12 protein-coding genes and 2 pseudogenes are annotated in these 17828 nt (G+C 39.7%); 9 read left to right on the top strand and 5 right to left on the bottom strand.

Annotation, left to right across the window (positions count from 1 at the left end):
• Positions 1–104 precede the first annotated feature (104 nt).
• From P4S61_RS02675 to P4S61_RS02665, 3 genes and pseudogenes are all read left to right on the top strand, one after another.
• Entirely contained in the window at positions 105–563 is a 459-nt protein-coding gene (locus tag P4S61_RS02675; RefSeq protein ID WP_145240558.1) for a zinc ribbon-containing protein, read from the top strand.
• An 81-nt stretch (positions 564–644) separates the two neighbouring features.
• Positions 645–3051 (top strand): annotated as a pseudogene (locus P4S61_RS02670) (Lon protease family protein).
• A gap of 2 nt (positions 3052–3053) precedes the next feature.
• Positions 3054–3530 (top strand): FKBP-type peptidyl-prolyl cis-trans isomerase, encoded by a 477-nt coding sequence (locus tag P4S61_RS02665; protein WP_337117732.1) that lies wholly within the window; start codon positions 3054–3056, stop codon positions 3528–3530.
• Between the two features lie 45 nt (positions 3531–3575).
• On the opposite strand, the gene P4S61_RS02660 is transcribed toward P4S61_RS02665, so the two are convergent.
• From P4S61_RS02660 to P4S61_RS02650, 3 genes are read right to left on the bottom strand one after another with little or no spacing between them, the layout of a single operon-like run.
• Positions 3576–5015 (bottom strand): sugar porter family MFS transporter, encoded by a 1440-nt coding sequence (locus tag P4S61_RS02660; RefSeq protein WP_220493069.1) that lies wholly within the window; start codon positions 5013–5015, stop codon positions 3576–3578.
• 30 nt (positions 5016–5045) lie between these two features.
• Positions 5046–6155, bottom strand: coding sequence for a FecR family protein (locus P4S61_RS02655; RefSeq protein WP_145240565.1), 1110 nt, complete (start codon positions 6153–6155; stop codon positions 5046–5048).
• The gene (locus P4S61_RS02650; protein WP_145240567.1) at positions 6148–6720 is read right to left on the bottom strand and encodes an RNA polymerase sigma factor; all 573 of its coding nucleotides are present in this window, start codon (positions 6718–6720) and stop codon (positions 6148–6150) included. Before P4S61_RS02650 ends, P4S61_RS02655 begins: the two co-directional genes overlap by 8 nt.
• Positions 6721–7236: 516 nt before the next feature.
• Between P4S61_RS02650 and P4S61_RS02645 the strand changes: the two are divergent.
• The 4 genes and pseudogenes from P4S61_RS02645 (at position 7237) to P4S61_RS02630 (ending at position 13658) form a co-directional block, all read left to right on the top strand.
• Positions 7237–10526 (top strand): annotated as a pseudogene (locus tag P4S61_RS02645) (TonB-dependent receptor).
• A 78-nt stretch (positions 10527–10604) separates the two neighbouring features.
• Positions 10605–12161 carry a tryptophan halogenase family protein gene (locus P4S61_RS02640; protein ID WP_337117731.1) on the top strand — a complete coding sequence of 519 codons (1557 nt, stop codon included), beginning with the start codon at positions 10605–10607 and terminating at the stop codon, positions 12159–12161.
• Positions 12162–12196: 35 nt separating this feature from the next.
• Complete coding sequence (locus P4S61_RS02635) at positions 12197–12943, top strand: SapC family protein (RefSeq protein WP_337117730.1); 747 nt, start codon at positions 12197–12199, stop codon at positions 12941–12943.
• Positions 12936–13658 (top strand): DUF6445 family protein, encoded by a 723-nt coding sequence (locus P4S61_RS02630; protein ID WP_257325546.1) that lies wholly within the window; start codon positions 12936–12938, stop codon positions 13656–13658. Before P4S61_RS02635 ends, P4S61_RS02630 begins: the two co-directional genes overlap by 8 nt.
• Before the next feature lie 165 nt (positions 13659–13823).
• On the opposite strand, the gene P4S61_RS02625 is transcribed toward P4S61_RS02630, so the two are convergent.
• Positions 13824–14453, bottom strand: coding sequence for a response regulator (locus P4S61_RS02625; RefSeq protein ID WP_145240576.1), 630 nt, complete (start codon positions 14451–14453; stop codon positions 13824–13826).
• Complete coding sequence (locus P4S61_RS02620; RefSeq protein WP_337117729.1) at positions 14450–15529, bottom strand: sensor histidine kinase; 1080 nt, start codon at positions 15527–15529, stop codon at positions 14450–14452. The genes P4S61_RS02625 and P4S61_RS02620 overlap by 4 nt, the downstream gene beginning before the upstream one ends.
• 350 nt (positions 15530–15879) lie before the next feature.
• Here P4S61_RS02620 and P4S61_RS02615 point away from each other — a divergent pair, with 350 nt between their 5' ends.
• Both P4S61_RS02615 and P4S61_RS02610 read left to right on the top strand, forming a co-directional pair.
• Entirely contained in the window at positions 15880–16293 is a 414-nt protein-coding gene (locus tag P4S61_RS02615; RefSeq protein ID WP_145240580.1) for a DUF2141 domain-containing protein, read from the top strand.
• A gap of 10 nt (positions 16294–16303) precedes the next feature.
• The gene (locus P4S61_RS02610; protein WP_337117728.1) at positions 16304–17800 is read left to right on the top strand and encodes a carotenoid oxygenase family protein; all 1497 of its coding nucleotides are present in this window, start codon (positions 16304–16306) and stop codon (positions 17798–17800) included.
• Positions 17801–17828 lie beyond the last annotated feature (28 nt).

Genomic DNA, 17828 nt, shown 5'->3' with positions numbered 1-17828 from the left:
AGCGTCAAATCAGTGGATTTTATATGAAATTAGTTTTCAGGGCAGGTTAACCTATACTTGTGTAAGGTATAGGTTCGCTAAACACAGTTCTGAAGGAGTAAACAATGGCTGATTATAAGACGTGGTTAACAGATTTGAGCACATGGTTAAAAGACGTAAAAGATCATGAGCTAAAAGATGCGATGGATAAGTTTATTGAATCTGAACAAGCGCTAAAAGATTTAGGACAAGAAAAATTAACTTTATACAGTGAATATTTAAAGCGCGATATTGAGCACATCCAAGAGCACGATCAACACTATGGTTCCCTTGCATGGCAAGAGCTTAAAGAGTCTTTGTGGTTTGAACTTTCACATATCGAAGACAAAACTCAACTTGAGTGGCAAGCATTAAATCAAGATTTTAAGCACAATGGGGTATATCACCAAGGCGAATGGATAGCCATGGGCACATTAGTATGTAAGAATTGCCAATATAGTTATGATATTTACCACGCTACGCAAATTACAGCGTGTTCGCAATGTGATGGTATCTACTTTAGCCGCAAGGCACTACAACCTTAAATAGTTAGTGAACAGTGCCTTTTAGTGCACTGATGCCACCTTACAAAATCAACGAATATGTTGGTATAAAAAGAAGTTAGAATGACGAAGAAACTGCTGCCTTTATCTGTGTCGGCCCTTGCGCCGACAATTTCACTTAATCATGTACAAACGTGCATGAACAATCCATATCCTGAAACCTTGACTTTCATCGGTCAACAGCGGGCGCAAAGTGCGCTTGATTTCTCGTTAGGGATGGAATTACCTGGTTACAATGTGTATGTAATGGGGGAGGCCGCGCATGGTCGGTTTACCTTAGTCAAAGATAAACTTCAAGCACACAGCAAAGGCCGGCCAACACCAAATGAGTGGTTATACGTTAATAATTATGACGACCACCGCGAGCCTATCGCAATGTTTTTACAAGCAGGTCAAAGTAAACAGTTAGCTGATGATATTGACTCATTTATTGATGAAGTACTCGACACCTTTCTTGCAGCGTTTGATAACCCAGCGTACCAGCGTAAAAAGAAAAAATCGACCGTGAATTTAACGACGCTTACGATAGCGCAATTACTGCTGTGGAAATTGCCGCGCTTGAGCAAAGTGTTGCCTTAATTGAAGAAAAAAGTGTGGTTGGATTTGCCCCGCTGATTGATGGCAAACAACTAAGCGATGCTGAATTTGCTGAGCTTGATGATGAATTGCGTGAACAATTTTATGAAGTAATTGAAAAACTCGAAGATGCACTCATTGAGGCACTGATTGAGTTGCCTCGTTGGAAACGTGAATCATCTGAAAAACTCCGTAATTTAAAAAAATCCACCGCAGAGCTGGCTACTAAGCCATTACTAAAAGATCTTGAACATAAATATGCTGCGCACATTGGAGTATTACGCTATCTAAAAGACATCCGCGTGGAAATTATTGATGCGGTACTTGAGTGGCTCGATGATGAAGATGTTAGCGACGAAAACAAAGAAGATTTTGACCGTAAAGGGATGCTTACCGACTTTTTGCACCTAATATTTTAGTTGAATTTAAAGAAGGTGATGCTGCCCCTGTGGTGTATGAGCCAAATCCTACCTTTGGTAATATTTTTGGCAAAATTGAATATGCTACTTCACAAGGCTCATTGATCACCAGTTATCGATCGATTCAGCCAGGGGCACTGCATCGCGCTAACGGTGGTTATTTGATTATGGACGCTGAAAAAGTGATGGCTAATCCACAAGTGTGGGATGGTTTAAAGCTGTCATTAAAAACTCATCAAATCAAAAATGATTTACCGTATCAAGATAGTGCTGTTGGCAGTAGCTTTACCTTGCGTCCACAGTTGATCCCGCTTGATGTAAAAATTATTTTACTCGGCTCGCGTGAGTTGTATTACACCATCGGTGAATATGACGAAGAGTTTGCTGAGCTGTTTAGAGTGTTAGCCGATTTTGATTATTACCTGCCAAGCAGTGATAAATTACAGTATCAATTTATCACTAAAGTGATTGAGTACTGTGAGCAGACGCTAAAGTGTAGTCTAACTGAGTCAGCGATGGCACGATTACTGAAATTTAGCTACCGCCAAGCAGAACATCACAATAAGCTTTCAGCTCGTTTTGCTGATGTGTTAGAGCTAGTGGCAGAAGCCAGCTTTTATACCAAGCAAGATAACTTAACTTTAATTGATGCCCATCATATTGATGAAGCGATTGAAGGCAAGCAATATCGTACTGGGCAAATTAGCGAAAATATGCTCAGCGATATCAAAGAAGGGCATACCTTAATTGCCACCGACGGTCATGCTGTAGGTAAAGTAAACGGTTTAACAGTATTACACATTGGCGATACTTCTTTTGGTACTCCGGCACGGATCACCGCCACGGTTTACGCTGGTGCGGATGGGGTAATTGACGTTGAGCGCGAAGCTGAGCTGGGTAAAGCCATTCACTCCAAAGGTGTCATGCTACTGACTGGCTATTTAGGTAATAAATATGCGCAGCAATTTAGTTTAACGCTCAGTGCTAATATCGCCATTGAACAAAGTTATGGCTACATTGATGGCGACAGTGCGTCATTAGCTGAGTTGTGTGCGCTTATTTCTGCAATTACTAGCTTACCTATTAGCCAGTCAATTGCACTGACTGGTTCAATTAACCAGCACGGTGACGTGCAAGCCATTGGCGGTGTAAACGAAAAAATTGAAGGGTTTTTTAAGCTTTGCAAAATGCGTGGTTTAACGTCTGCGCAAGGAGTAATAATTCCTAAATCAAATCAAGTAAACTTAGTGCTTGATGACGAGATCCTCAATGCAGTAGAGCTTGGCAAGTTTCATATTTATGCAGTTGAAACGGTTGACCAAGCGCTTAATTTACTGATGGATATTGCAGCAGGCGAGTTGAGCGACGGGCAATATCCTGAAAACTCAGTTAACGGCATTGCCTTAGCCCGTTTAAGTGAAATTGCAGATATCGTTAATGGCGATAACGACGAAAAAGAACACGAGAAAGAATAATCATGATCAACATTATTTTGGCGATTATCATCGCCATTTTATGCTTTTTGATTTTTCAAAATAGCAAAAAAGTAAAGCAACAAGCGGTCGCTAATGCGCAAATCGAAGCCGACTTTTTAGTGGCAAACAGCAAGGTTGAAGGGGTTATTGAGACCGCATCTAGTCTGCAATATAAAGTTGTTAGCAGCAGTGGTAGTGAGGCAAGACCAAGCCCAACTAGCATGGTGAATGTGCATTATCACGGTACTTTGCTAGATGGCAGTGTATTTGACAGTTCTGTTGAGCGTAATAGCCCAATCAGTTTTGGTTTAAATCAGGTAATAAAAGGCTGGACTGAAGGCTTGCAACTGATGAGTGAAGGCGATAAATACACCTTTTATATCCCTCATCAATTAGCTTACGGTGAAAAACGTGTTGGCAGTATTCCTCCAGCCTCTTTACTTATATTTGAAGTTGAATTACTTAAAGTAGAGTCTTAGTTGAAAAAATGGCGAAATAAATACATTCGCCATTTTAAACAACTTTTACATGGCTTCTAGCTTGATACCACGTGTTTCTTTTATATATTTAACAATAAAAAATACGCTAATAAAGGCCGAAATAGCATAAAACCCATAGGCACCAGCTAAACCAATACTACCGAGCATAATCGGGAAGGTCATGGTAATTGTAAAGTTGGCAAGCCATTGCGCACTTGCTGCAACAGCTAAAGCAGCCCCTCGAATACGATTATTGAACATTTCGCCTAATAGTACCCATACAACAGGTCCCCAGCTTAAGCCAAAAAATACCACAAAGAGATTAGCCATGATAAGTGCAAACGTGCCCATACTGTCAGTTAATGCAAGTTTACCTGCCGCATCGAGGCCTGCGCTACCAAAGGTATAAGTTAATGCACTTAAACTAATAAACATACCAATACTACCTACTAGTAATAATGGTTTTCTGCCTACTTTATCGATAAGCGCAATTGCTATAAAAGTAGATAAAATATTGGTAGTACCCGCTAATACATTGATGAATAAAGATTGTGATTCATCAAAACCCGCTGCTTGCCAAAGCTCAGAGCCGTAATAAAAGACCACATTAATGCCTACAAATTGCTGAAAAACAGACAAAGCGATACCAACCCATACAATTGGGTGTATTTTCTTTTTACCGTCAATAAATAAGTCACGAATACTTGGTTTTTTATCGCCATGAAGTGACTGCTTAACATCGTTTATTTGTGATTGGGCATCATCATTAGATATTTTTTTAAATACAGCTTTGGCTTTTTCTAATTGGCCTTGGGCAACTAAATAACGCGGCGACTCTGGTATAAATAATACTCCCAACAGAAATAATCCTGCAGGTACAAGTTCTGCCCAAAACATCCAGCGCCAAGCCGCCAGCTCAAGAATAAAAATACCTTCAGCGCCGTTTGCCGCCGAAGCGATCAGGTAGTTACTTAAAAAAGCAGCAAATAAGCCAAGTACAATCGCTAATTGTTGCAGTGTTGCTAATCGTCCACGCAAAGCCGCAGGTGCGACTTCAGCAATGTAAGCGGGTGCCAATACAGATGCAGCGCCAATACCGAGACCACCAAATAGACGATAAAAAATAAATTCAGCGGAGCTGTCTGCAATGCCTGAACCAAACGCGCTAATGGCAAATATTACTGCAGTGATGATCATAATTGAGCGGCGGCCAAATTTATCAGCAAGCGGGCCCGCAATCAGCGCACCAAGAGCACAACCCAGTAAAACCGACGCAACATTAAACCCTGTTGCGACGCTGCTTGAGTTAAATGTTTTGCCAAGCGCCGACACAGTTCCGTTGATAACCCCGGAGTCAAAGCCAAATAAAAAGCCACCAATTGCTGCAACGCCAGATATAAATATAACGTAAAGTAGAGAATGGGTGTTTGTTGATAAAGAGTGATTCGGGCTATTAATCTTGCCCGACGATAAAGGTGTTGTCATGGTGATATACCTGGTTATTGTTGTAACGAATTATATAGTAGTGTGAGGCGACGCATATTTTAACATGATTTTATCGGGGCTGACTCTTTCATAGCTAATATTAAAGTTATTATTAAGCACTTCGAGTAGACCTTTAACGTCGCCAGTTTTGAACATGCCTGCAACGTGTACTTGCTTCAAACGTTCGTCATCAGCAAGCTCAAAGTTAATATTGGTATAGCGGCTAATTTCGGTCATTGCGTCGCTAAGTGATTCGCCTCTGAAAATGATACTCCCTTGACGCCAAGATAAGTTTGCTGCCACATCAATCGCGTCAATTTTTTCAACTTTTTTGGTAATTTCACCCTTAAAGTCTAAATTGAGTTTCTCACCCTTTGATACCGGCGTGGAATGCAGCGATACATCTTTTGCAACTCTAGAAGTGCCATTATTTGAGAGGTTAGGTACAGCGGTTGTATACTGCTGAGCAACTAATACTTTTCCATCGGTAACAATAAGTTCTATTTGTTTATTGTTTACCTCTACATTAAACGCAGTTCCAACGGCTTGGATTATTTTATTACCAGTGACGACACTCAAAGGCCGTGAGGTATCATGTGCGACATCAATATGGATCTCACCACGAAGAAGATTGATTACTCGGGCTGATGGAGTGTATTTAATATGGACAAAACTATTTGTATTGAGTGTTATTTTACTTTGGTCAGGCAAAATAATATCTTTACTTTCTCCAATCGCAGTTTGAAAGTTTAATTGTTTTGCTACTACCGCAGATTTATTCGCTTGGTTAAACAGCGAAAAATTAAATGTTTCTTGAAAAAAGCTAAGCGCAACAGCCAATAAAATGGATGCTGCTATTGCGCCTAACCACACAGGGAGTTTTTGTTGTTGTTTTGATGCTTGTGGAAATAAGTCTGATAAACGACTTAACTCACTCATTTTATCCCACAATTGTGCAACTTCTAGCAGAACCTCAACATTTTTGTAAGAATCTCCAAGCCAAGCTTTAAGTGCTTCTTTTTCATCGCTGCTAAGGTTTCGGTCAAGTTTGGCTAGCCACTCACTCGCTTGATCTAAGCGTTCATCTTCAACTTGATTACTATCTTGGGAAGATTGATGGATCTGATGAATGTTACTCATATTTGCCTCCTGCACTGAGGTTTGCTGAAGGGGCTGGCTCATTATAGGTGCTTTTATTTGATTGACGCATAAACAGCGTACATCTTTTCATGCCTGTTGCAATATGCTTTTCCACGGTACTTTCACTAAGCTCCAATTGTGCAGCTATTTCACGCTGCGAATAGCCATACACTTTTTTTAATACAAATACTTTTCGACACTGTATCGGAAGCAATCTTACTGCTTCACAAAAATTCGAAAATTCATTATCGGTAAGTGTGCTCTCATACATCTCATCTTTGTATTGTTCACACAGAAGTTGCTCAAGCGCTTCCATATTATCAATACCGTCGACCAAGCGTATATTGGCCTGTTTTTGATAATCTAATGCTAAATTACGCGCAGTTTTATAGATAAATGACTTGGGAGAGTTAATATTGTCGCTGTTTTCAATTTTGCATATGCGCACATACGTTTCTTGCACAATATCTTCAATTTCATGAGGTGGCACAATTTTAGCCACAACTCGCGAAATGCTTTTTCTTGAGACTAAATAAGCCTTGTGAAGTAGTGTGTCTTTCGTCATTAACGTTTTCTCATCGGATTTAGCTCTGCTGTTATTATTTTTATGCCAATACTTAGTAAGACGATTGAGATAAAAAAATCCACTAGGCAAAAACCATTTAATCGCATTTTTTTAATATAACGTTACCCATTGCCCTTTACCGGTCCATTTCTCGTTTTGCTTAAAGCTTGTAATTACAGTGTTAATTGTACTACAGTTTTTAGCAATCAAGAGTTCGGGTCTTGGCGCTAAGCTACTTAGCATCGTATGGTGCTTCTTTGGTTGTTAAAAAAACAGCGTAAAAATTATCTTAATTTACATCACTAAGTACTTAGATATTTACACCCAAATAGATACTTTAAATACGATTTAAACTTTTTAATTACTTGTTCTAATTGACGATATGCAGCAATTTTAGAAATGGGTTTAGCGGATAAAAACAGCAATTACTTTGCAAGCGAAACATTATTCAAAATTGAATATTTCGCCGTTGTATTTTAGTAATAATAAAAACAAAAAGGCTTAGCAATTTTCAGTATGACTAGTCAAAAATATATATTATTTGTAAATAATCGAAAATATTTATGGGGGAAAATAAAAACTCACTCGTCTTTGTTTTGTGTATGGCGAAAAACCATGCACATGAAATATCAAACATCTCAGCTTCATTTTTGTGTACTGGTTTTGGTTTTTACTTTGTTTAATACAGAGGCTCAAGCAAATACCAAAAATGGCAAGATTATGTTTGATATTCCAAGACAAAGGGCTGATCTATCGCTGATTAATTTTGCAGAGCAAGCTGATATTACCTTGTTGTTTCCGTTGGATAAAATCCAACAGTTGCAGACTAATAATATTACTGGTGAGTATTCAATAATAACTGCATTAAATAGTTTACTTGCAGGGACAGGCTTGCAATCACATGTCAGCGAAGATGGGCAAATATCTATTTCGATAGATCCACGCTTCGAGAGAAATGACAACATGACTAATTATAAAAAAACGGGGTGGCGAGTGCCGTACTCGCAGTGCTTAGTAGCGTTACACTACCTGCAGTAGCCGATACCGCAGAACAAGGACCTGAAATAATTGAAGTAAGAGGAATAAGAGGATCACTTGGACGCGCAATGGATGCTAAACGTGAAGCGGGTGGAGTCGTCGATTCTATTTCAGCAGAAGATATTGGTAAATTCCCCGATACTAACTTAGCTGAGTCATTGCAACGTATCACCGGTGTTTCGATTGACCGTTCCGGCGGGGAAGGGCAATTAATCACGGTACGGGGATTCGGCCCGCAATTTAATACCGTGTTAGTCAATGGCCGCCAAATGGCATCTGAAAACCAAAGCCGAGCATTTAGTTTTGATACTATCGCGTCGGAGCTGGTAAAGAGTTTAGATGTATTTAAAACATCAACCGCAACAAAGCAGTCAGGCGGTATAGGCTCAACAATCAATGTAAATACCGCTCGTCCATTTGCTATTAATGGCTTTAAAGTAGCCGGCAGCATAAAAGGTATTTATGACGACAATAGTGAAGAAACAACGCCAGAGGTATCAGGATTAATTAGTAATACATTTAATGACGATACCCTAGGTTTGTTATTTGCTGTGTCACGTCAAGAACGTAGAACCCGGTTAAATCAAGCACAAGTAGATGGCTGGTTAGAAAATGTTGGCGTGCCTAAGCCGCAAACACAAAGCGGACAAGCTTATACTGGCAATATTTTTTCTCCCCGTAATTATGATCATAAAGTAACCACAGAGACGCGCACTCGCACCAATGCTAATTTAGTTATTCAATATGCCCCGTCTGATGATGTAGTGATTACTGGCGATGCACTGTATTCTGATTTTGATGTTGAAGCCGATACAACGTCTTATGGACACTGGTTTACTGCACCCAATTTAGAAGGGTTTGGTAATGCTGATGGACCAACTGTTGACGAAAATGGCACGGTGATTGATCTTTATCAAGAAGTCGGGCTTGCAACGGATATGCACGCTAAAAAATTCGATCGTTTAACAAACTCCAGTGCGCTTGGGCTTAATTTACAATGGCACGTAAACGATAATTTAAAAATGAATTTTGATTTAAGTCATTCAAAGGCTGAGCGTGAAGCAAATAATGGCCGAGGTGATCAGTTATCTTTGATTGGTTATGCAAACCGTGTGCGCTTTCAAGTTGATCAAGGGATCTTACCTTATGCGAGTGAGTTTGCATCGGCTGATGACAGTATTTACAGTGGTCAACAGGAGCTAGATGGCAGCGCATATAACCCGGCAATTAGCCCTGATGGGGTCTCAAATCATTTAGATCCGGCAAATAGCCGAGCTCATGTTATGTTGCGTCGTGGCTGGGCGGTCGAAGATACCGTTGATCAATTTCGTTGGGATAGTACATGGTACAACGATGGTTATACGGGTCTTGTAGCCGTAAAATTTGGCGCAATGTATTCATCCGAAACTAAAAGTCTTGAACGTTGGGATAATGAAGGTGTAGGTATACATTGTACTTTCTGTGGTTACCCAGATATGCCTAGTATGGACGGACTCGCACAGTTTGTATTTGATGCCGGCGATGACTTTTTAGATAACGTCAGTGGCAGTGGTCGTATGCCAACATCTTGGCTTGCACATGATGGTGAAGCAAACTTTGCTTATCTTGAGCAATATGCCGCTGCAAATGGGCAGCCAATTAGCTTTGATGCAGTAAAGCGTAATAAGTCATTTGAAATAACAGAAGACACAATTGCTTTGTATAGCGAATTTGATTTTGAATCAGAGCTTGCGGGTATGCCCTTGTTTGCCTCAGCTGGGTTTAGGTATGAAACGACTGATGTTGAAGTGAACGGAAGCGATGAACCAGTTAACTCATTGTCAATTTTAGATAAAACAGAAATGTTAGCTAATTATGGCAATGTTCAATCTATTTCAGCTAATTCTGACTATGAAGCCATTTTACCTAATTTTAGTCTTAAGCTCGAAATCAATGATGACTTAATTGCCCGTGCTGCGGTATCACAAACAATCACTCGACCGACGCTCGATAGTATGTCACCGGTAACAGTGATAGAAACAACGCGGCAAGGTGGCAATTTAACATCCAGCTCTGGTAATCCAGCGTTAGCTCCTTTTACTTCTGATAACTTAGATCTATCTCTTGAATGGTACTACGGCAATGCAAGTTATGTATCGGCAGGTTATTTTAGAAAAAATGTTGCTAATTTTATTATCAATACCACTGAAGACTTAACCTTTGAACTGCCCGGTGGCGGTCTACTTACTGATCCTTCCACAGGTAATGATGTTGATAGTCCAGATCCAGCAGACACCACGGCGGTGTTTACCAATACCATACCAAATAACAGTGAATCAGCAATTGTTGATGGGTGGGAGGTTGCTCTACAGCATACTTTCGACAGTGGCTTTGGTTTTATGGTTAATGCCACTATTGTAGATAGTAACAAAGAGTTAGATGCTGCAGATATTACTCAAGTGTTTGCTCTTACAGGCTTAAGTGATTCATATAATGTGGTAGGTTTTTATGAAAATGATTCTTTTCAAGCTCGCTTAGCTTACAACTGGCGAGACAGCTTTGTGCAATCGTTAAGTCAACTTAATGGTGATGGTGTAACTATTGTAGAAGACTATGCACAGCTTGATGCGAACATTAGTTATGATTTAACAGAACACGTCACAGTCTTTATTGAAGGCATTAATCTAACTCAAGAGTATGTTCACAAACGAGGTCGTTTTGCTAATCAAATGCTACAAATTGAAGACAGCGGTCGACGTTTCATGTTCGGTATTCGCGGTAATTTCTAGGCATTAATCGGGTAAATAAAGTGACTTTTATGTATTGATTAAAAGTCACTTTTAATTGTAATCCACGCGAGTATTAAAATGAAACAACAAGAAAAAAGCATAAACACAGTGATTGTTGTGGGTGGTGGTATTGCGGGTTGGTTAACTGCGGGGCGATTGGCTGCAGAGCATAAGAGTAATACGGACGTTGGCGTCAAGGTCACGTTAGTCGAATCGCCAAACGTACCAATTATTGGCGTTGGTGAAGGTACTTGGCCAACAATGCGCAGCACTTTAATCGCTTTGGGTATTAGTGAAACCGACTTTATCCGTGAGTGTGACGCTAGTTTTAAACAAGGTGCTAAGTTTGCACAATGGGTGGATGGTGGCGAAGATGATTATTATTATCACCCATTGCTTTTACCGCAAGGATTCACTAAAACAGATATGGCAGGATATTGGTTAAACGATGGCGAGCAATCATCATCGTTTTCTAATGCGGTATGTTTTCAAGAAGCACTTTGCGAGCAAGGTCTTGCGCCAAAGACGATCAGAACGCCTGAATATGGCGCTGTCGCCAATTACGCTTATCATCTAGATTCAGCTAAATTTGCAGTGTTTTTACAAAAACACTGCATCGAAAACTTAGGTGTAACCCATATTTTAGCTGATGTTACTAAAGTTAACAGCATCGAAAATGGTGATATAGGTAGTTTAACAACAAAGCAGGCCGGAAATATAAGTGGCGATTTATTTGTTGATTGCAGTGGTTTTTCATCGTTATTGCTCGGAGGTCATTATCAAGTGCCGTTCAAATCCTATCGTGATGTTTTATTCATAGATACGGCTTTAGCCGTACAGGTACCCTATGAAAATGACAGTAGCCCAATCGCTTCACATACCATCTCGACGGCGCAAGAAGCAGGTTGGATCTGGGACATAGGTTTACAACATCGCCGTGGTGTTGGTTATGTGTATTCGAGCAAACACAGTACTGAATCGCAAGCAAGGGCAAGACTTGCCGACTATATAGGCGATAAGATTGATTCACTGACAATCAGAAAAATTCCGATAGAAAGTGGCCATCGCAGTCACTTTTGGCAAAATAATTGTGTTGCTGTTGGATTGTCTGCTGGCTTTTTAGAGCCACTTGAAGCGTCTGCTCTTGTGTTAGTTGAGATGTCAGCGCAAATGATTAGCGAGCAATTGCCAACGACTCGCGAGGTAATGGATATTACAGCGAAACGCTTTAACGATACATTTCTCTACCGCTGGGGGAAAATAATCGACTTTTTAAAGCTGCACTATATTTTGAGTAAGCGCACCGATAATGCGTTTTGGATAGATAATCGCGATCCACAAACGATCCCACAAAGCTTGCAAGATTTAATGCAACTTTGGCAATATCGCGCTCCTGCTGATTATGATTTTGCGAGTAATAATGAAGTGTTTCCTGCTGCAAGCTATCAGTATGTCTTGTATGGAATGGGCTTTAAAAGTGATTACAGCAACTCACCTCACTTATTAAATGATAAAACATTTGCACAGAGTCAATTTGCTAAAAATAAACATATGATTCAGCAAGCAGTTTCAACATTACCTAGTAACAGAGAGTTACTTGATAAAATTAAGCTGCATGGGCTTAGTGCAATTTAATTGTACTGTGAAATATAAAGAATAAAGAGAACAATATGACTAATTTAGTTGCAATTAATTACAGTGCTCACAAACATTTAAAAATTGATATCGCGAAAACTCAAGAACACAGTGCCACGCAAAATATGCTTCCCGTTGTGGTTGCTGAATTTAGCCAAGTATCTGTGCAACATCCGATCGTACTTGCTAAGAGTGGTGAAACAGGCGAATTTACCTTAACGGCATTATTAGGTTTTGAGCAACATGAAAATTTATTTTCGAAAGACGGTCAATGGCAAGGAGTTTACATACCATTACAGTTACAAAGGCAGCCATTTTTTGTCGGTGATATACAAGCTGAAGAAGCGGGAGATTATGCGGTTTGTATAAACTTAGACAGCCCATCGATAGTTCGCGACTCAGCGCAAAATAACGTCAATGACATCCAGGTATTATTTACTGACAGCGGTGAAGATAGTGATTATTTTGTTAAAATGAAACAATGCTTAGGGTATTTATTGCAAGGCGAAATAGAAAATAAAGCACTGATCGACACATTGTTAGCACTTAATTTAGTGCAGCCTCTTTCCCTTGACGTTACCTTTTGCAATAAGCAAAGTTCACGTTTAAACGGTCTATATACGGTAAGTGAAGAGAAAGTAGCGGCACTAGGTCCTGAACAAATAGGGCGTTTACATAAAGCCCAACAGCTTAAACCAATCTACACGATGATCAATTCATTGGGTCAACTGTATCCACTTATTGAACGTAAAAATCAGCAGTTAGTTAGTGTACATGACTAGTGCTACTTTTTTAAACCCGGCAATGAAAGTTACACGCTTAGTTGTTGGTAATGAGCGCATACCTGTTTTAGTGATTGATGATTTAAGTTTAAACTATAATGAACTCATCGCCTGTGCTTGTGAAAACGTTAATCATAGCTCGGCATTTACTGCATCTAATGGAGATTTATACCCAGGGGTTCGCAAACCATCACCGGCTAACTATAGTGAGCAACTTAAAGAGTTACTCCCTATCTTAAAATCGTCGTTCAATTTTATCGATAGCAATGGCATGAAAGTGGTTTTTTCTGCGTTTTCAATTGCCACAACACCGGTAACAAAATTAAGGCCCATTCAAATGTTGCCTCACTTTGATACTCCTAGTGTTAACCAGCTTGCTGCTGTGCATTTTTTATGTGCAAAAGCATATGGTGGAACGTCCTTGTATCGGCATAAAGCATCTGGCTTTGAACGTATAACACAGCAGCGACTCGCACCGTATCGTGCAATGATCAAACAGCAAGCCATTGCTCAAAGGCTCCACGAACGTCCTAGTTATATTTCCAGTGATACAACATTGTTTGAGCAAATAGCCTCACTAGAGGCGAAACCGAATAGGCTTATTGTATATCCAAGTAATGCCTTGCATTCTGGTAATATTAATCCTGATTTAGGACTATCTAGTAATCCATCAACTGGCCGTTTAACCATTAGTAGCTTCCTAGCCTTTGGGTAATAACAAAGGCTAGGAAGCTAAAGTAACCTGAGCGCAGATTTAGTATTTTGATTGAATGGCTGAGTTTGTAGATGTTATATCTAAAGTAGAAATATAAGTTATATCGTTTGTTTATTGGTAATACTGTAAAATAAACATGTACTTAAAAAGCTTGTGTAAGATAATTCATATAATTTTCGCGCTCAATGCTTTAAGTACTGCGCGGGTTCTATCGCGGGTATTGAGCTTTGCCAGTAAGCTTGATACATGATTCTTAACGGTTCCTTCAGCTAAAAAAATGGCTTGAGCTATTTCTTTATTAGATAGTCCAGCTGCGATCAGTTTTAAAATATCAGTTTCGCGTTCACTCAGCGGTTCAATTTCATTATCCCCAAAGGTCGACAGCTGTGCTGCATTTAGCTGATTTAATAACACTGGCTCTGCTAAGGTTTGTCCGTTGTACACACGATGGACTGCATGATGAAGCTTTTCGGTGTCGACATCCTTGAGTAAGAATCCATTAGCTCCTGCTTGCATTGCATCGACAAATAACTGCGGATCATCAAAAGTTGTTAAGATAATTACCTTGCAATCAAAATGCTGTTTGCGAAGTTGGGTTAGTGCTTCGATACCATTGACGCCAGGCATCCTAATATCCATTAATAGTACATCAATGGGATCAGAGGATAGCTGCTCGCATACTTTGATGCCTGAGTCGAGTTGCCAACAGACGGTAAATTCGTCCGCTAAAGAGAGTAAATTGGCGATCCCCTCGCGGATCAGTGCTTGGTCGTCGACAATGGCTAGTCTGATCATAATGTGTCCTTAAGGGGGAGGGTGACATGTAAGCAAAAACGCTCTGGCGTTTGCTTGATTTCCATACAGCCTTGATATTCACTTACCCGCTCTTTGATTGAGTTTAAACCACAGCCGAAATTCAAATCACTTTGTTGGGATTGCTGATTAATAATATCTAAGGCTAACATTTTGTTGGTCTGTGATAGTCGCACTTCAATGTGTTTAAATTGGCTATGCTTAATCGCATTGGTAATTGCTTCTTGACACACTCTTAATATACATTCGGCTTGCTTATGGGAATGGATCTGCAGCGCATTGTCGATGTTAACAGCAAAATTGTAACCAGGTAACCGATCTGCAATTTCATTGAGTGCTGTTTTTATATCAATATCACCGTCGGTACGAATACTGCGAACCATGTTGCGGATCTCACTCAGTAATGCTTTTGCTAAGTCGCGTGATTGGATCAATGTAGCATGAGAAGAGTCATCTTTTGAGTTGGCTGTTTGCTGTGCGGCAAACTCTAAATTTAAAATTAATGCGGTAAGTTGATGGCCACAAATATCATGCAGGTCACGACTAATCTCAAGGCGCTCACCATGACGAATACTATCGGTTAGTAAACTTCGTGTAGAAGCAAGGTGTGCATTCATCAGTGTTAATGCTTTATTTGTTGCAGCTTCTTTGACGGCAACTTTACTGGCGGCAAACGAAAAAATCTCAAAAGCCAAGTAGACACTACTTAGTGTTAATTCATGCCACAGAGAAATAGCATTTTCTTTACTAAAAAAGAGCACCAGCACAAGTGAGCTATGAGCAGCAACCATCGGGACTAAAGCGTATCTCGAGCTAAAAATGAAAGGCAGTTGCCCTGCTATAATCACCAATAAAATATAAATTAATGGGGTGTGTAATATCCAGCCTAATATTAAAGTTGCCAGTATTTGTAAAAATATAAAACAGCTTAAACTGCGAGGATTTTGGTTTACACCATTTGTCAGTGTAATCACTAAAAAGCTTAGTATATACAGCATATAAGCGAGAAAACTGCTTAATAGCGATGTGGCTTGACTAGTTACTAAAGTAAGCGCCATAACTGTGGCGCAGCCTAGTAAGCCCGCTAATGTTAGTTGCCAGTTAATAGGTTTTTTAGTGTCAATAAAGAGGGCGACTGCATTTCGCTTCCAGCAAAAAAACAAAGTGCTTTAGTTTACGTTAGCTTGTCTTTAAATAGCAATAAAACAGCAATGACTCATTAATTTAAATCAATAAAACAGTATGCGGGTTTTTAAACGCGATGTTAATAAATTTGCTTAATACTAAGACATAAACAAACTAATTTCAAAAAACATGACTTTTGGCACCTGTATTATATGTGGGACTTTTCTACAGTAGCTACATCAGCTTAGCAATAGGTGTTAAGCCACATTAGAAAGAGCTTGTTATGTTTAAAAAATTAGTTTTTACCAGTGCATTTGCAATCAGTAGCTTAGCTGCACAAGCTGCCGAATTAACGGTCGATATTGCGGGGATCACACAGCTTGAAGGTGATATATATGTGGTGCTTTATGACTCAGTCTCTGCTATGGAGTCAAATAAAGCCACGCTAGCATATAAAGGGGCCGTGACTAAGTTACAGACTACAGTAACATTTAGCGATTTAAGCGCCGGTGATTACGCCATTTTGGCTTACCAAGATTTAGATAATAATCAAAAGCTCAATCGTAATATGATTGGTATTCCTAATGAGCCATATGGTTTTAGTAATAATCCTCGTTTAATGGGGCCGCCAAGTTTTGACAAATTACGCTTTGCTGTCGGTGATGTTGATCACACTATTCAAATTTCGATTGATTAAGGATATTGCTATGTTACGTCGTGAATTTTTAAAAAAATCAACATACTTAGGCACATGCGCAATTATCGCTAGCCAATGCCCTGCGGTATTTGGAGCAAATGCAAAGCCACAGCCAAGTCATTCTTCTGCTATACAGTCTTCTTTTTTAGGTTGGCAAGGGGTAACGGATAATATTGATCCACATTTTGAACCTTGGCAAGGTGAGCTACCCGTTCAGTTACAAGGTATAACATTTTTCCGCAATGGCCCGGGTATGCAAGAGCGGGCAGGGCAGCGTTACAGCCATTGGTTTGATGGCGATGGGTTTGTTAATCAATTTAAATTTTCACAGCACGGTGTCACTCATCAAGGAAAATTTACACAAACACAGAAGTTTGTCGAAGAGAGTAAAGCAGGAAGGTTTTTATATAATGGTGCAGGCTCAATAATTACTAATGCAAAACCGGCAAAAAATACCCAAGTATTCAATACTGCAAATACGGCATTGTTACCAATGGCCGGTGAGCTTTGGGCTATGTGGGAAGCGGGTACGCCGTATCGCCTTGATCAAGAAACACTCGCAACCAAAGGACAGGTTGATTTTGGGTCTGAATTAAATGGGGTTCCTTTTTCAGCTCATCCTCATGCTGATACCGATGGTACGATTTGGAACTTTGGTGATATTTCTTTTACAGGTAAACCTTGCATTGTAGTGTATCAACTGACGGCGCAAGGAGGCATAAAACGCTATAAACTTTTACCACTGCCACATCATAGTTATATTCATGATTTTGCAGTGACAGAGCAGTATTTAATATTTTATCTGCCACCCATGTTACAGCAACTGGGAGAAACTTATATAGAACGATTTAAATGGCAAAAAAAATTAGGCAGTCGGGTATTAGTGGTTGATAAGCATAGTTTGCAAGTAGTTAACCAGATGGAGCTTGAAGCTGGATTTGTTTTTCATTTTGGAAATAGTTGGCAACAAAATAATGAACTAGTTGTTAACTTATGTCTGTATCCAGATGCAACTGTAATGACTGATGTAATGGCTAATATAGACAATAACCAAAATCGTATTGCGCATGAACCAGCTAAAGCAGCGCAGCTTAGGCTTAATCTTGTTACTAACAAGGTATCGATTAACTGGGCTGAACCATATATGGAATTTTTGCAATTTGATAAGCGTTTCGCTGCTAAGTCATCGGCTTTGCAGTATGGCGTAGGAATAAGCAAAAATAATCCACATAAAGAGTTTAATGCAATCACAAGATTGAACACGCAATCAGGCCAAAGTCAAAGTTATAGTTTTGGTGATACAGCCCATGTTGAAGAGCCTTTATTTATAGCCAAAACAAATAGTAATAGAGAAGGGCAAGGTTATATCATTAATACGTGGTTGGATTATGGATCGGCTAAAAGTGGTGTTGCTGTTTTTGATGCGGAGAAAATAGGTCAAGGGCCGTTGGCTTCAATGCAATTACCCTATCATTTACCGCTGGGTTTTCATGGAGCAATAGTATAGCAAAAGCTAATTTACAGTTTGCAAAGCA

It is taken from the genome of Pseudoalteromonas sp. B160, assembly GCF_037162485.1.
Taxonomy (GTDB): Bacteria; Pseudomonadota; Gammaproteobacteria; order Enterobacterales; family Alteromonadaceae; genus Pseudoalteromonas; species Pseudoalteromonas rhizosphaerae.
Note: the sequence above shows the minus strand (reverse complement) of the source record. Positions and strands in the feature narration are given on the sequence as shown.

Bases quoted from the DNA above. Each gene is read 5' to 3' on its own strand.
- P4S61_RS02620 (WP_337117729.1), bottom strand. From the start codon at position 15,529: ATGGCGCTTACTTTAGTAACTAGTCAAGCCACATCGCTATTAAGCAGT.
- P4S61_RS02675 (WP_145240558.1), top strand. From the start codon at position 105: ATGGCTGATTATAAGACGTGGTTAACAGATTTGAGCACATGGTTAAAA.
- P4S61_RS02635 (WP_337117730.1), top strand. From the start codon at position 12,197: ATGACTAATTTAGTTGCAATTAATTACAGTGCTCACAAACATTTAAAA.
- P4S61_RS02655 (WP_145240565.1), bottom strand. From the start codon at position 6,155: ATGAGTAACATTCATCAGATCCATCAATCTTCCCAAGATAGTAATCAA.
- P4S61_RS02615 (WP_145240580.1), top strand. From the start codon at position 15,880: ATGTTTAAAAAATTAGTTTTTACCAGTGCATTTGCAATCAGTAGCTTA.
- P4S61_RS02640 (WP_337117731.1), top strand. From the start codon at position 10,605: ATGAAACAACAAGAAAAAAGCATAAACACAGTGATTGTTGTGGGTGGT.
- P4S61_RS02625 (WP_145240576.1), bottom strand. From the start codon at position 14,453: ATGATCAGACTAGCCATTGTCGACGACCAAGCACTGATCCGCGAGGGG.
- P4S61_RS02660 (WP_220493069.1), bottom strand. From the start codon at position 5,015: ATGACAACACCTTTATCGTCGGGCAAGATTAATAGCCCGAATCACTCT.
- P4S61_RS02630 (WP_257325546.1), top strand. From the start codon at position 12,936: ATGACTAGTGCTACTTTTTTAAACCCGGCAATGAAAGTTACACGCTTA.
- P4S61_RS02665 (WP_337117732.1), top strand. From the start codon at position 3,054: ATGATCAACATTATTTTGGCGATTATCATCGCCATTTTATGCTTTTTG.
- P4S61_RS02650 (WP_145240567.1), bottom strand. From the start codon at position 6,720: ATGACGAAAGACACACTACTTCACAAGGCTTATTTAGTCTCAAGAAAA.
- P4S61_RS02610 (WP_337117728.1), top strand. From the start codon at position 16,304: ATGTTACGTCGTGAATTTTTAAAAAAATCAACATACTTAGGCACATGC.